Raw genomic sequence first — 14,597 nt, forward strand, 5'->3', positions numbered from 1 at the left:
GACGCTTACTCCAGGATGTGCATCCACAGCGGCGCGCCCGCGAGACTCGACGACCCGCGCAGTTTCTCCAGCGCCTGCGCAACGCATCGTTCGGGGCCGTCGTGCGTCACGATCGCGACGAGCACGGCGCCGGCGTCGTCGCCATGCCCCCCACGCTGGATCAGCGATTCGATCGACACCCCCGCATCGCGCATCGCCGCGGCAATCTCGGCCAGCACGCCAACGCGGTCCTCGACCGTGAAGCGCAGATACGCGCGCCCCCGCCGCTCGCCGCTATCGGCTTTGCTGGCGACATCGAGCGAATCGGCGGGCATCGCGAACGCGGGGCCGAATTCGCCGCGCGCGATATCGATCAGGTCGGCGACCACCGCGCTGGCGGTCGGCCCGTCACCCGCGCCCGCGCCCTGGAAGAATAGCCGCCCGACGAAATTGCCCTCGGCGACGACCGCGTTGAGCGATCCGGTGACGTGCGCGAGCGGATGGTCGATCGGCACCAGATGCGGGTGGACGCGCTGAAACAACCCGTGCGCGCCCGCTTCGGCAACCCCGACCAGCCGCACCTTGTAACCCAGCGCCGCCGCCTCGGCGATGTCGGCGGCGATCACCTGGCGGATACCGTGCGCGTCGACGTCGTCGAACGCGGGCGTCGTTCCGAACGCGAGGCTCGCGAGCAGCGACAGCTTGTGCGCGGCATCGATGCCGTCGATGTCGAAGGTCGGATCTGCCTCGGCATAGCCCAGCGCCTGCGCTTCGGCGAGGACGTCGGCGAAATCGCGCGCCCTCCCTTTTTCATCGGGCATTTCCATCTTGCTCAGGATGAAATTGCAGGTGCCGTTGAGGATGCCATAGACGCGCGCGATCTCGTTCGCCGCCGCGCCCTCGCGCAGCCCCTTCACGACCGGGATGCCGCCTGCGACCGCGGCCTCGAACTTCAGCGGCACCCCCGCGGCTTCGGCCGCGCGCGCGAGTTCCAATCCGTGGTGCGCCAGCATCGCCTTGTTCGCGGTGACGAAGCCCTTGCCCGCGCCCAGCGTCGCGCGCGCCAGCGTCAGCGCGGGGCCGTCGGACCCGCCGATCAGCTCGACCACCACGTCGGCGCCCTGGTGGTTCGCCAACGCGGACGTGTCGTCCACCCAGGCAAAGCGCGTGGCGTCAAAGCCGCGATCCTTGGTCCGATCGCGCGCGGAGACCGCGACGACCTCGATTTCGCGCCCCGCGCGCCGGGTGATCAGGTCGCGGTTCGCGTCGAGCAGGCGGATCACCCCGCCCCCGACGGTCCCCAGGCCGGCAAGCGCCACGCGCAACGGTTCGGTGCTAGTCATCGCCGCCGCCTAGCGGACGCGGACCCGGGCTGTCGAGCGAGCGGTGCCCTCAGCGCACCACCATCGCGGTGTACAGATGCCACGTGGAATAGCCGAGCCACGGCAGCACGATCGCGAGGCCGATCCCTAACGGCAGCGTGCCGAGCGCCAGCAGCGCCGCGACGCGCAGCCCCCAGCCGATCGCCGCGTGCGGGTTGGCGCGGAACGCCTTCACCGAGGTCCGAACCGCAACCCCCGCATCGACCGAGGTATCGACGACCATCGGGAACGACACCCAGGTGAAGACCAGGGTCGCGACCGCGAAGCCGAGCCCGGCGAGGTTGCCGAGGATGATCATCGTCCAGCCCTCGCGCGTCGAAAACAGCCGCGCCAAGAAATCGCTCACGTTGGGCGCGCCGTCGGTTCCCAGCGTCGAGGCATAGATGACATACGCCACCAGCAGCCAGCCGAGGAATAGCAGCGCCAGTCCCGACGTCAGCGCCGCAAGCGGGGTGCGCGACCGCCCGTTGAGCGGATCGATGAAATGCCACCAGTTCGCCTCGCGTCCTTCCTCGGCACGCCGCGCGATCTCGTAGAAGCCCGAAGCCACTGCAGGCCCCGCGATCGAGAGCCCCGCGACGAGCGGGAAGAGCAGCGGCAACAGCGGCTGGTTGAGCGCGACGTACACCGCAAGCAGGCAGACGAGCGAATACAGCAGCCCGATGAACAGCAGGTCGCCGCGCCGTTCGGTGAAATCCTTCCAACCCCGTCGCAACGCCCAATCGAGATCCGCAGAAGATAACTGGCGGATTTCGGGCACTTCACTGGCGATCGGCATCGCCGCCGCACTCTGGGTGGTCATCGGTTGTCTCCTGATGCTGTGGTCGTCGTCTCGCTTCGGTTTTGGATGGGTAGCGCGATGCTACACCCGGCCATGAACTTTCCCAAGCCTGCATCACGAGCCTGCAACGGTATAAATTTGCGCTGTCACGACAGCGCGCGATGCGCCATCATCGGGGCATGGCAACCACCCCCGCGCCGCGCGATACGCCCCCGGCTTCCCCCCTCGCCCCGATCGCCGAACTCACGGTCCGCGGTATCATTCTCGGCGGTCTCATCACGCTGCTGTTCACCGCGGCGAACGTGTATCTGGGGCTCAAGGTCGGGCTGACCTTCGCGACCTCGATCCCCGCGGCGGTGATCTCGATGGCGGTGCTGCGCTACCTGCCGGGCGCGACGATCCTCGAAAACAACATCGTCCAGACCGTCGCGAGCGCCGCGGGAACGCTGGCGGCGATCATCTTCGTGCTGCCAGGACTAGTCATGATCGGGTGGTGGCAGGGGTTCCCCTATCTGCTCACCGCGGGGATCACCGCGACAGGCGGAATTCTCGGCGTGATGTTCTCGGTTCCGTTGCGCCGCGCGCTCGTGGTCGACACCGACCTGCCCTATCCCGAAGGCCGCGCCGCTGCCGAGGTGCTCAAGGTCGGCGCGGGGAGCCGCGAGGGCGAGGCGGAGAGCGGGCGCGGGCTGAAGCTCATCGTCGTCAACGCGGTCGCCTCGATGGGGTTCGCGATTCTGACCCAGACCCGGATCGTCGTCGCTGAGGCCGCGCAGTATTTCCGCGTCGGTGCAGGCGCGACCGGCATTTCGGGCGGGTTGTCGTTCGCGCTGATCGGCGCGGGGCATCTGGTCGGACTGTCGGTCGGCCTCGCGATGTTCGCGGGCGTCGTCATCGGCTGGTGGATTGCGCTGCCGATCCTGACTGCGCACGCGCCTGCGCTGGCGGGCGTCGGCGTCGAGGCGTGGGCATCTGGCGTCTTCCGCACCGACGTGCGCTTTCTCGGTGCAGGCGTGATCGGGGTAGCCGCGATCTGGACGTTGCTCAAGATCATCGGCCCGGTGATGGGCGGCATCCGCTCCTCGATCGCGGCGAGCCAGGCGAAGCGCGATGGCGCGATCGTTGCGGTCGGCGAACGCGACCTGTCGATCGGCATCGTCGTCGCGGTCAGCCTCGCGATCCTGGTGCCGATCGCCGGCCTGTTGTGGGCGGAGATTGCGGGCGGTCCGCTCCAGCCGATGGCGATCCCGCTGATCGCGGGGGCGCTCGTCTTCGTCCTCGTCCTCGGGCTCGTGATCGCGGCGGTGTGCGGCTACATGGCGGGGCTGATCGGCGCATCGAACAGCCCGGTATCGGGGATCGGCATCCTTGCGGTGCTCGCCGCCAGCCTGATGCTGGTGGGATTGTTCGGGCGCGGCACCCCGCCTGAAACGACCCAGGCGCTGGTCGCCTATGCGCTGATCGTGACCGGCATCGTGTTCGGTGTCGCGACGATCTCGAACGACAACCTCCAGGATCTCAAGACCGGGCAGTTGGTCGGTGCGACGCCATGGAAACAGCAGGTCGCGCTGATCTTCGGCGTGATCTTCGGCAGCCTTGTCGTACCCCCCGTTCTCCAGCTGCTCGCGACCACGCTGGGTTTTCAGGGCGCCCCCGGCGCCGGCCCCAACGCGCTCGCCGCACCGCAGGCGGCGCTGATCTCCGCGCTGGCCAAGGGCGTGCTCGGCGGCGATCTCAACTGGAATATGATCGGCATCGGCGCGCTGATCGGCGCAGGCGTGATCGCGACCGACGAAACGCTGGGCCGGGCGGGCAAGCTCCGGCTGCCTCCGCTCGGCGTCGGGCTCGGCGTTTATCTGCCGATGGCGGTGACGCTGCCCGTGGTCATCGGCGCGGTGATCGGGTCGTTCTACGATCGCTGGGCCAATCGGACCGGCGACCCCGAATATGCCCGGCGGATGGGCGTGCTGACCGCGACCGGCATGATCGTCGGCGAAAGCCTGTGGGGCGTCGGCTTCGCGGTGATCGTCTATCTCTCGGGCAGCGACGCCCCGCTCGCGCTGGTCGGTGAAGGCTTCGCGACGCCCGCGCTGATCGGCGGGACACTCGCGTTCCTCGCGCTGCTATGGGGGCTGTACCGCTTCACCCGGCGCACGGTGATGGCGGGATAAGTCTCCCCGCCACCGCTCGTCACTCCATCGCGGCGAGCATCTCGCTGATCGGCACGAACGCGAACCCGACCGAACTGTCCGCGATGCCATAGGGCAGGAACAACAGGTCGCCGTGCTTGATCGCGCCGCACGAATAGACGACGTTGGGGACATAGCCCTCGCGGTCCTGATCCTTCGCCGACAGGATCGGTTCGCGGGTACGGCGTAGCACCTTCGAGGGATCGTCCTTGTCGAGCAGCACCGCGCCGATCGAATATTTGCGCATCGCGCCGACGCCGTGGGTCAGCAGCAGCCAGCCCTCGTCGAGCTCGATCGGCGGCCCGCAATTGCCGATCTGGACGAGCTCCCACGGGTACACCGGGGTCAGGATCTTTTCGCCGTCCTCCCAATGGTCGAGGCTGTCGGATTTGAGCAGGAACAGGTTCTCGCCGTCCGATCGCCCGATCATCATATATTGCCCGCCGACCTTGCGCGGGAACAGCGCCATGCCCTTGTTGCGCGCCGCGCCGCCGGTCATCGGCACCAGGTCGAACGCGCGGAAATCCCGGGTCCGCATCAGCTCGGACTGGATCACCGATCCGTTGTACGCGGTGTAGGTGCCGATCCATTCGACGGTGCCGTCGTCATGCGTGAACTGGACGAGGCGCAAATCCTCCAGCCCTTTCGACTGCGCTTCGGTGATCGGGAAGATCACGGTGCCCGATAGCGTCGAATCGCGATGGCGATAGACCGTCACCGCGCCGGTCGGGACATGATCCTCGCTGCGCCCGATGACGTCGGTCGCGGTCGCGAACGGCGGTTCGGTGGCGAGCTTCAACTGCGATTTGTCGGTGATGATGCCTTCGCGGAACGCGACCGACGAGATGTGCCCCTCCCCCACCGCGCGCAGGCTCATCAGGATCCGCATCGATCCCTTAGGCATCCCCGACTGATCGAAATGCGGGACCGCGCTGGGGTTCATCAGCGCGGCTGCGGCATAGCTATATTCGTGGCAGAAATAGGCACCGATCAACTGGCGCTTCACATCACCGATATCGGCGCCATTGAGCGCCAGCAGATCCTCGATTTCGTCGTACCGGGTCATGAACACCCGCCGGGTCTGCCAGTGGCGGGCCTCGAAATCCTTGAGCACGTCCTCGAGCCCGTCGCGCGCTTCCGCGTCGGACATCTCCATCACCTCGGCGACCAGCCGCTGGGTACGGCTCGGGCCGCTGCCGTTGCTCACCCAGGCGAGATGAAACGGCCGCACGACGACGCGCGACGGATCGGCGTGCAGCTTCAGCCGGTGGGTATATTCTTCCATCGCAAACGGGTCCGTTTCGTCGCTCGAGTCCGGACGCCGTTAACTTCTCAAGCGACGGCGCGGTCTGTCCCTGCCACGCCTTGACCCGAAGTTGAAACCCCAGAAATGGCACAGCTTGCCAATTGCAGCGCCAAAATCGACTCGGCACCCTGATTGCGGTTCAAACCGGTCGGCATCAGACCGTCGAAACAACCACCATCCGTCGCGGTCGCCAGCGGCAGCCCCAGGTCGTTCGCGCCGAGATACCAGGCATAGGCGCGCTGTGCCTCGACCGACCAGTGCGGATCGCCGGTAGCGGCAAACGCCGCGAGGCACGCGTCGACCGTCGCCTGCGCTTCGAGCGGCTGCTGGTCGAACTTCAACGGCTCGGCATAGGGCCGATGGAAGGTCTCGGTGCCGACCGCCCGGAACCGCCCGTGCGGCGAGGTCTGCTTCTCGACGATCCACCCCAGCGTCGCCAGCCCGCAATCGACCAAATCCTGCCGTTCGAGCGCACCGCCCGCGCGGATCAAGGCTTCGGGCAGCCGGGCATTGTCATACGCCAGCACGATTTCGAACCAGTGCCAATCGGGACGCCGCGCCTCGGCGAGCAACGCGAGATGGTCGTCGGGAAACCGCTTCAGGATCGATAGCGCCAGATCGTGACCGGGGCGCGCCTCCAGCATCGCCGCCGCGCCGAGCATCGCAAATGATTGCGCGCGCAGGGATCCCAGGTCGAGCGCCAGGCTGGCAGTTTCATCGAAGAACCGCATCGCCCAGTCGCGATGTTTCTTGTCCTGCGCATCGCGCGCGGTCACACCCAACGCCCAGATCGCGCGGCCGTTCGAATCCTCGGACCCAACATCCTCACACCAGGTCCGGTCAAAATTCATGAAATTGCGGAACCGCCGCGCCTCGGGATTCCAGGCATATTGGACGAACGAGGCATAGATCGTCATCCACTTGTCGCGCCGCTCGGGATCGAGATCGGGCACCGCGCTCATCAGCATCAGCGCGCGGGCATTATCGTCGATGCAATAGCCGTGACGGCGGTCGGGAACCGAATAGATCGAATGCTGGAGCATGCCCGTCGCGTCGCTCATCCGCTCGACCGCGGCGATATCAGGGGCAAGAACGGTCTGCGCGACATCGGGCAGCGCGATTCGCCGCGGCTTGGCGGCGACCGCGATCTTGGTCTCGGCCAGCGTCGCCTCGACCAGCCGCGGCCAGATCATCGTGCGGCCACGCACATACGCGCGCTCCGACAGCCGCTTACGATCGCGCGGGCTCGACAGCAGCGTCTCGATCTCGCGCGCGAACGCAGCGCTGTCGCGGAACGGCACCAGAACGCCATGCCCGTCGGCGAGGATTTCGGTCGCGTGAACATACGGCGTCGAGATCACCGCCTTGCCGACCCCGACCGCGTACGACAGCGTCCCGCTCGTGATCTGCGCGGGGTTGAGATACGGCGTCGCGTAGATGTCCGACGCCTGGAGGTAGTCGAGCAATTCGTTGTGTTCGACGAAGGCGTCGATGAATTCGATATTGTCCGCGACCCCCAATTCGGCTGCCTGCGCCTTCAACCGGTCGCGATATTTCTCGCCCTCTTGCGCCACCAGATTGGGGTGGGTCGCGCCGAGCACGACGTAGAGCAGGGTCGGGTGCATCGCCTTCACCGTGGGCAGCGCCTCGATCATCGTCTCGATGCCTTTGCCGGGTGCGAGCAGGCCGAATGTCAGGATCACCTCGCGCCCGGCCCAGCCGAACTGGTCCTTCAACGTGTCGGGATCGACGAACGCGCGATCGGGCACGCCGTGCGGGATCATCACGATCTGCTTGCCGCTCGCCCCATAGACCCGCGCCAGGATTTCGCGCCCACGCTCCGCCATCACGACGATCTTCGCGGCGCGACGCAACAGCCCTTCCAGCACGCGGCGTTCGTCGGCGGACGGCTTTTCGAGCACGGTGTGGAGCGTCACCACCAGCGGCAGCGTCGTGCGATCGAGCAGCGTCAGGATGTGATCCCCCGCCGCGCCGCCGAAGATGCCATATTCGTGCTGGAGCCAGATCGCCTGCGCGCCGCTGTTCTCGATCGTGCGCGCGGTGTCGACATAGGCGGACAGGTCGTCCTGCGGGATCGCGCCGACGACCGCCGCGGGATAGTCATAGCGCCCGGGGTGATCGTCCATCGCATAGACGTCGACCTGGATATCGGGGCACCGATTGCGCATCGCCTGATAGACGTCGGTCGTGAAGGTCGCGATGCCGCACTGGCGGGGCAGGAAATTGCCGATCATCGCCAGATGCGTGATGGGGGCCAGGGTATGCGGTTTCGCCATGTGAGTTCCTTCGCGTGTGCGGGAGCGACGACGGGCCGCTGTCCACACCTGAACGAACCGATAATGGCCAAGATGGTTGCGCGAATGCTGCAGTGCAATAGAGAAAATGCGCTGAGCGAGATCAACTCGACGGCGAACCCCCGGTGGCCGGAGGCGGTCCCGACCTCAGCCGCGACCGCGGTAGGGGGTCACCCCCTGATCGGGCAACCACAGGTCTTCAGGCGGCGCGCCCGACTGCCAGAACACGTCAATCGGGATGCCACCGCGCGGATACCAATAGCCGCCGATTCGCAGCCACGCCGGCATCATCTCGGCCGCCAACCGCTGCCCGATTCCGACTGTGCAATCCTCGTGAAACGCGCAATGGTTGCGGAAACTGCCCAGGAACAGCTTGAGCGATTTCGATTCGACGATCGTCTCGCCGGGGACGTAATCGATCACCAGATGCGCGAAATCGGGCTGGCCGGTGACCGGGCAGAGCGAGGTGAATTCGGGCACCGCGAACCGCACCAGATACGTGGTCCCGATCCGTGGATTGGGAACATAATCGAGCGTCGCTTCGTCGGGAGAGGCAGGCAGGGGCGCCGACTGGCCAAGAAATTTCGGGGTCATGGCGTGTCCCTTATAACGGCAGTGCAGCAATGAAAACGCTCGTCCCCATTCTCGGCGATCAACTCACCCCGACGATCAGCGCGCTCGACGGCGCGGCCCACGCGGATACAATCGTGCTGATGATGGAGGTCGCCGACGAGACGACCTATGTCCGCCACCACCAGCAAAAGCTCGCCTATATTCTCTCGGCAATGCGCCATCATGCCGCGCACCTGCGCGATCTGGGGTGGAAGATCGATTACGTCGCGCTTGACGACGTTGACAACAGCGGCAGCTTCACCGGCGAGATCGGGCGCGCGATCGAACGCCACTTGCCCGACCGCATCGTGGTGACCGAAGCGGGCGAATGGCGCGTCGCCGCGATGATCGACGCGTGGGAAACGCTGTTCGGGATCCCCGTCGACATTCGCGCCGATCGCCGCTTCGTCGCCGACCACGCCGAATTCGACGCCTGGGCGGACGGGCGCAAGACGCTGACGATGGAATTTTTCTACCGCGACATGCGCCGCAAGACCGGACTGTTGATGGACGGCAACGATCCGGTCGGCGGGCGCTGGAACTTCGACAAGGACAACCGCAAGCCCGCCAAGCGCGACCTGATGATGCCCCGCCCGCTTCGCTTCGATCCGGACGATACGACGCGCGGCGTGCTCGCGCTGGTCGCCGATCGGTTCGCGGACCACCCCGGCACGCTCGACGGTTTCGCCTGGGGCGTCACCGCCGCCGATGCCGCACGCCAGGCCGACGCGTTCTTCGCGCACGCGCTCGCCGATTTCGGCGCGTACGAGGACGCGATGCTCACCGGCGAGCCGAATCTGTGGCATTCGATCCTGTCGCCCTATCTCAATTCGGGGCTGCTCGATCCGCTCGACCTGTGTCGCCGCGCCGAGGCGGCATATAGCGCCGGGCGCGCGCCGCTCAATTCGGTCGAGGGTTATATCCGCCAGATCATCGGGTGGCGCGAATTCATGCGCGGGGTGTATTGGCGCGAAGGCCCCGCTTACGTCGAGCGCAACTTCCTCGATCATCACCGCCCCCTCCCCGACTGGTACTGGACCGGCGAGACCGATATGCATTGCCTGGCGCAGGCGATCGGCCAGACGCTCGAGACCGCGCACGCTCACCATATCCAGCGGCTGATGGTCACCGGCAATTTCGCGCTATTGATCGGCACCGATCCCGCCGCGGTCCACCGCTGGTATCTCGAAATCTACCTCGACGCCTATGAATGGGTCGAACTGCCCAACACGCTGGGGATGAGCCAGTTCGGCGACGGCGGCATCGTCGGCACCAAGCCGTACATCTCGTCCGGCGCGTACATCAACCGGATGTCCGATTATTGCGGGCATTGCCGCTACGACGTGAAACAGCGGGTCGGTGAGAACGCCTGCCCGTTCAACGCGCTGTATTGGGATTTTCTTGCGCGGCACGCGGACAAGCTCGGTGCCAACCCGCGGCTCGCGCTGCCCTATCGCAACTGGGCGAAGCAGCCGGACGCGGAGCGCCGCGCAACCCGCGCGCAGGCCGCGGCGTTCCTGACATCACTCGACGCCGACGGCGCGGCTGGCTAGGACGCGGCATAACCCGAGGAGGAAGATGTCATGGACGCGTTGGTGACGACCGAATGGCTGGCAGGCGAACTGGCGGCGAGCGACTTGCGGATCGTCGATGCGACGTATCTCGACCCCGCGCTGGGTCGCGACCCGGCGGCGGACTATGAGGCGGCGCACATTCCCGGCGCGGTATTCATGAACCTCGCCGAATTGCGCGACACCGACAGCGATCTGCCGATGATGCTGCCGACCGCGGAGAAATTCGCGAGCCGGATGCAGACCCTCGGGCTCGGCGACGGCAGCCGCATCGTCATCTACGACAGCTCGCCCTGGCACACTGCGGCGCGCGCGTGGTGGATGCTGCGCACTTTCGGCGCGCACGATGTCGCGATCCTCGATGGCGGGCTCGCCAAATGGCAGGCGGAGGGGCGCGACACCGCTTCGGGCAAGGAGCAGCTGCGCCACCGTCACTTCACCGTGTGGGCCGACGACAAGGGCGTCCGGACGCTCGACCAGATGAAGACGAACATCGGCAGCGGCGCCGAACAGGTCGTCGACGCGCGCTCGGCGGCGCGCTTCACCGGCGAGGAGCCCGACCCTCGCCCCGCGACCCACGCCGGCCACATCCCGGGATCGAAGAACCTCCCGTATGATCGGCTCTTCAACGCCGATGCCACGTGGAAGACCGGCGACGCGCTGGCGTCGGCGTTCGCCGAGGCGGGGGTTGATATGGAAAAGCCGATTGTAACGACCTGTGGATCTGGAATCACCGGGTCGGTGCTCGCCTTCGGGCTCCACCTGCTCGGCAACGACGCTGCGCTGTACGACGGCAGTTGGTCCGAATGGGGCGCCGATCGTTCGACGCCGAAGGTGACGGGCACCGCATGAGAGGATGCCGCCGCCCCAGCTTTCTGTTCGTGCTGAGCCTGTCGAAGCACGCTGGGGCGCGCAACGCCCTGCGACAAGCTCAGGGCGAGCGGTGAAATAAGGACATGGCTGACGTTCCTCCACGAGCCATCGCCGACGCGACCCGCGTCGTCACCGCCGGTCGGCGTGCGGAATGGACGCATGACGGCCAGGGCCGCGGGATCGTCAACCCACCCGTCTGGCGTGCCTCGACGATCCTCTACGACGATGTCGCATCGTTGCGCGCGGGCGCGCGCCAGGGCGAACCGCATCGGCTGTTCTACGGGCGCAAGGGGACGCCGACCCAATGGTCGCTCGCCGATGCGCTGACCGCGCTCGAACCCGGCGCGGCGGGGACGTTTCTCTACCCATCAGGCGTCGCCGCGATCGCCGCGGCGCTGATGGCGGTGCTGTCGCCCGGTGACGAACTGTTGCTCGTCGACAGCGCCTATGACCCGACGCGGTCGATGGCGCTGTCGCTGCTCAAGCGTTTCGGCGTCACGACGCGATTCTACGATCCGCTGGTCGGCGCAGGGATCGCCGACCTGATCGGCGACAACACCCGCGCCATCTTCCTCGAAAGCCCCGGCAGCCTGACCTTCGAGGTGCAGGACATCCCCGCGATCGTCGCGGTGGCGAAGACGCGCGGCCTCGTCACGCTGCTCGACAACACCTGGGCGACCCCGCTCTATTTTCGCGCGATCGACCACGGCATCGACCTGACGATTCTTGCCTGCACCAAATATGTCGTCGGCCATTCCGACGTCATGATGGGGTCGGTGACCGCGACCGACGATTATTTTGCGCAATTGCGCGACACTAGTTTCCAGCTCGGCCAGTGCGTCAGCCCCGACGACGCCTGGCTCGCCAGCCGGGGCTTGCGAACGATGGCGGTGCGTCTCGCGCAGCACCAGGCGAGCGCGCTCCGGATCGCGACGTGGCTCGATACCCGGCCAGAGGTCGCGCGCATCCTTCACCCGGCCTTCGCCTCGTGTCCCGGGCATGACCATTTCGTCCGCGACTTCACCGGATCGAGCGGGTTGTTCTCGTTCGTGTTCCAAGGCGGCGACGACGCGGCGCGCGCCGCGTTCATCGACACGCTCGACCTGTTCGGAATCGGCTATAGCTGGGGCGGGTTCGAAAGCCTCGCGCTGCCGGTCGACCCCGCGCGCCACCGCAGCGCGACCGCGCGCGATGACGCCGGGCCGCTCGTCCGGCTCCAGATCGGACTCGAGGATCCCGACGACCTGATCGCCGATCTCGAGCGCGGCTTGGCCGCATTCCGCGGGACGATGGCATGAACAACATCACCCGCTGGTTCGCCACCAACGGCCTCACCGTGCCGTCGCAACAGAACATGATCGAACTCGCGATCGCGGGCGGGCTGGTCTTGCTGGCGCTCGCGATCGGCGTGTTCGCGGGGCGCAAGATCGGCCCCCGGTTCACCGACCTATGGGCGACCCATGTCGCCAGCCACGGCGAGGGACTCGGGCCGCGGATGACCCAGATCGTGCGCCACGGGGTCGCCGCGATCCTGCTCGCGATCATCGTCAACGCTTATCCCTGGCCCCCGATCGCGGGCGCGCCGATCGGGCTGGCGCTCGGCGTTGCAGCCGCACTCTTCGCACAACAGGTGCTGCGTGGTCTCGGCATCGCGCGGTGGATGGCGTGGATCATCGCCGCGATCATCTTCGTCGCGCTGTTCAGCCGGTCGGTCGGCGGGCTCGACGCGATCACCAACACGCTCGATATGGTCGGCTTCAACGTCGGCAAGCGTCGGCTGTCGCTGCTCTGGCTGGTCACGATCCTGATCACCGGGGTCGCGCTGATCGCGGTGGTCCGGCTGGCGAATCGCGTGGTCAGCCACTCGATTACCCGCTCCAAGGCGTTCGATCCGACACAGAAACTGCTCGCGCAGAAACTCGCCTCGATCGCGGTCATCATCGCGGCGTTCTTCATCGGCATCGACATGCTAAACATCGATCTGACCGCGTTCGCGGTCTTCGGTGGCGCGCTCGGGCTGGCGGTCGGGTTCGGTCTCCAGAAGACCGTCGGCAACCTGATCGCCGGGATCATCCTGCTGATGGACCGGTCGATCAAGCCGGGCGACGTCATCGTCGTCGGCGACAGCTTCGGCTGGGTCAACAAGATCGGCGTCCGCGCGGTCTCGGTCGTCACGCGCGACGGCAAGGAGCATCTGATTCCGAACGAGAATCTGATGACGCAGGAGGTGGAAAACTGGTCCTATTCGGATCGCAACGTCCGCGTCCGCATCCCGGTCGGCGTGTCCTACGATTGCGACCTCAAGCTCGCGCAGGAACTCATGCTCAAGGCCGCGAGTGACAGCCCGCGCGTGCTCGACACCCCCAAGCCCAACGTCTGGCTATCGGGATTCGGCGACAGTTCGGTCGACCATGAAATCCTGGCGTGGATCACCGATCCCGAAAGCGGCGTCGGCAACGTTCGCTCCGACGTGCTCAACCGGCTGTGGTGGATGTTCAAGGAACATGGCATCGAAATCCCGTTCCCGCAGCGCGACGTCCACATTCGATCGAGCGTGACGCCGTCGGACCAATGATCGTGCCGGCCTGCGGCGCGAAAGCAACAATCGGTCGGCGATCGTCACGAATGCGCAACAAATTCTTGTGCAATGCAGCAGGAACTGGCATGGTGACCCCGTCGAAGCGAAGATCGTGCACGGGCCATCGCGCCCGCAGACAGGGTCACCTTCACATGCAGGCGGGGACATCGGCCTTCCGATTCGAAAGGGATACGATGCGCTTCACCACTCTCCTCCTTGGCGGCTTCGCGCTCGCCACCGCCGCCCCCGCGTTCGCGCAGGACGACACCGCCCCGCCCAAGGCGATCACCGCGACGGGCAGCGTCACGTTGCTCACCGATTATCGGTTCCGCGGCCTCACCCAGACCGATGGCGACGTCGCGGTCGAGTCGACGATCAACATCAACCATAAATCGGGGTTCTACATCGGCACCTTCATCTCCAACATCGATGGGTCGGGCCGCACTCCCGCGCTGACCGGGTACGGCGATGCCGAGGTCGATCTGTACGGCGGCTTCACCAAAGCGCTGTCGAACGGCATCGGTACCGATGTCGGGCTGCTCTATTATTATTATCCGGGCGGGGTGGACGGCCAGCACACCGACTTCTTCGAACCCTATGCCTCGTTCACCTACACGATCGGCCCGGTCGCGACCAAGCTCGGCGCCGCCTATGCCTGGGGCGGCCAGAGCGGGCTGGCGGGGTTCGATGTCAAGGGCGGCAACGACGATAACATCTATGTCTTCGGCGAAGGTTCGGTCGGCATTCCGACGACGCCGGTCACGCTCAAGGCACACCTTGGCTATTCGAGCGGGTCGCTCGGCTCGGTCAACGCGCCGGGCTCCAACGACAATAATTACTACGACTGGTCGCTCACCGCAGAGGCCGTCCGCGGCCCGTTCAAGCTCGGCGTCAGCTATATCGACACCGACATCTCGAACACCCGCTTGCCCGGATTCGGCCGGAACGGCTTCGCGTCCGAGCTGGGCCGCGGATCGACGGTGCTAGGCTATATCGGCGCGAGCTTCTGAT

At 66.3% G+C, this 14,597-nt stretch carries 11 protein-coding genes; 6 read left to right on the plus strand and 5 right to left on the minus strand.

Annotated elements, in window-relative coordinates; translation table 11 throughout:
- Positions 1-5: 5 nt before the first annotated feature.
- Both EAH84_RS11035 and EAH84_RS11040 read right to left on the minus strand, forming a co-directional pair.
- Positions 6-1,322: a homoserine dehydrogenase gene (locus EAH84_RS11035; protein ID WP_140871913.1), complete on the minus strand. Its 1,317-nt coding sequence runs from the start codon at positions 1,320-1,322 to the stop codon at positions 6-8.
- A 49-nt stretch (positions 1,323-1,371) separates the two neighbouring features.
- Positions 1,372-2,163 (minus strand): DUF2189 domain-containing protein, encoded by a 792-nt coding sequence (locus EAH84_RS11040; protein WP_140871915.1) that lies wholly within the window; start codon positions 2,161-2,163, stop codon positions 1,372-1,374.
- Positions 2,164-2,321: 158 nt separating this feature from the next.
- Here EAH84_RS11040 and EAH84_RS11045 point away from each other — a divergent pair, with 158 nt between their 5' ends.
- Complete coding sequence (locus EAH84_RS11045) at positions 2,322-4,313, plus strand: OPT family oligopeptide transporter (protein WP_140872015.1); 1,992 nt, start codon at positions 2,322-2,324, stop codon at positions 4,311-4,313.
- A gap of 19 nt (positions 4,314-4,332) precedes the next feature.
- Here the strand turns inward: EAH84_RS11045 and EAH84_RS11050 are convergent, their stop codons facing one another.
- From EAH84_RS11050 to queF, 3 genes are all read right to left on the minus strand, one after another.
- Entirely contained in the window at positions 4,333-5,616 is a 1,284-nt protein-coding gene (locus EAH84_RS11050; RefSeq protein ID WP_140871917.1) for a glycoside hydrolase family 130 protein, read from the minus strand.
- A gap of 47 nt (positions 5,617-5,663) precedes the next feature.
- Complete coding sequence (locus EAH84_RS11055; protein WP_140871919.1) at positions 5,664-7,934, minus strand: glycosyltransferase family 4 protein; 2,271 nt, start codon at positions 7,932-7,934, stop codon at positions 5,664-5,666.
- Positions 7,935-8,099: 165 nt separating this feature from the next.
- Positions 8,100-8,546 carry a preQ(1) synthase gene (queF, locus tag EAH84_RS11060; RefSeq protein ID WP_140871921.1) on the minus strand — a complete coding sequence of 149 codons (447 nt, stop codon included), beginning with the start codon at positions 8,544-8,546 and terminating at the stop codon, positions 8,100-8,102.
- 29 nt (positions 8,547-8,575) lie between these two features.
- On the opposite strand from queF, the gene EAH84_RS11065 reads away from it, so the two are divergent.
- The 5 genes from EAH84_RS11065 to EAH84_RS11085 all read left to right on the plus strand — a co-directional run bounded on the left by EAH84_RS11065 (position 8,576) and on the right by EAH84_RS11085 (position 14,596).
- Positions 8,576-10,117, plus strand: coding sequence for a cryptochrome/photolyase family protein (locus tag EAH84_RS11065; RefSeq protein ID WP_140871923.1), 1,542 nt, complete (start codon positions 8,576-8,578; stop codon positions 10,115-10,117).
- A 30-nt stretch (positions 10,118-10,147) separates the two neighbouring features.
- Positions 10,148-10,987, plus strand: a complete 840-nt coding sequence (gene sseA, locus EAH84_RS11070; protein WP_140871925.1) for a 3-mercaptopyruvate sulfurtransferase — start codon at positions 10,148-10,150, stop codon at positions 10,985-10,987.
- Positions 10,988-11,091: 104 nt separating this feature from the next.
- Positions 11,092-12,306, plus strand: a complete 1,215-nt coding sequence (metC, locus tag EAH84_RS11075) for a cystathionine beta-lyase (protein ID WP_140871927.1) — start codon at positions 11,092-11,094, stop codon at positions 12,304-12,306.
- Positions 12,303-13,583: a mechanosensitive ion channel family protein gene (locus EAH84_RS11080; RefSeq protein WP_241656563.1), complete on the plus strand. Its 1,281-nt coding sequence runs from the start codon at positions 12,303-12,305 to the stop codon at positions 13,581-13,583. Before metC ends, EAH84_RS11080 begins: the two co-directional genes overlap by 4 nt.
- 197 nt (positions 13,584-13,780) lie before the next feature.
- Entirely contained in the window at positions 13,781-14,596 is an 816-nt protein-coding gene (locus EAH84_RS11085; protein WP_161978379.1) for a TorF family putative porin, read from the plus strand.
- The last annotated feature ends 1 nt before the right edge of the window (position 14,597 follow it).

Origin of the sequence: Sphingomonas oligophenolica, from assembly GCF_006438955.1 — a bacterium.
GTDB classification, from domain to species: domain Bacteria; phylum Pseudomonadota; class Alphaproteobacteria; order Sphingomonadales; family Sphingomonadaceae; genus Sphingomonas; species Sphingomonas oligophenolica_A.

Coding starts and splice junctions, on each gene's coding strand:
- EAH84_RS11035 (WP_140871913.1), bottom strand. CDS start 1,322: ATGACTAGCACCGAACCGTTGCGCGTGGCGCTTGCCGGCCTGGGGACC.
- EAH84_RS11040 (WP_140871915.1), bottom strand. CDS start 2,163: ATGACCACCCAGAGTGCGGCGGCGATGCCGATCGCCAGTGAAGTGCCC.
- EAH84_RS11045 (WP_140872015.1), top strand. CDS start 2,322: ATGGCAACCACCCCCGCGCCGCGCGATACGCCCCCGGCTTCCCCCCTC.
- EAH84_RS11050 (WP_140871917.1), bottom strand. CDS start 5,616: ATGGAAGAATATACCCACCGGCTGAAGCTGCACGCCGATCCGTCGCGC.
- EAH84_RS11055 (WP_140871919.1), bottom strand. CDS start 7,934: ATGGCGAAACCGCATACCCTGGCCCCCATCACGCATCTGGCGATGATC.
- queF (WP_140871921.1), bottom strand. CDS start 8,546: ATGACCCCGAAATTTCTTGGCCAGTCGGCGCCCCTGCCTGCCTCTCCC.
- EAH84_RS11065 (WP_140871923.1), top strand. CDS start 8,576: ATGAAAACGCTCGTCCCCATTCTCGGCGATCAACTCACCCCGACGATC.
- sseA (WP_140871925.1), top strand. CDS start 10,148: ATGGACGCGTTGGTGACGACCGAATGGCTGGCAGGCGAACTGGCGGCG.
- metC (WP_140871927.1), top strand. CDS start 11,092: ATGGCTGACGTTCCTCCACGAGCCATCGCCGACGCGACCCGCGTCGTC.
- EAH84_RS11080 (WP_241656563.1), top strand. CDS start 12,303: ATGAACAACATCACCCGCTGGTTCGCCACCAACGGCCTCACCGTGCCG.
- EAH84_RS11085 (WP_161978379.1), top strand. CDS start 13,781: ATGCGCTTCACCACTCTCCTCCTTGGCGGCTTCGCGCTCGCCACCGCC.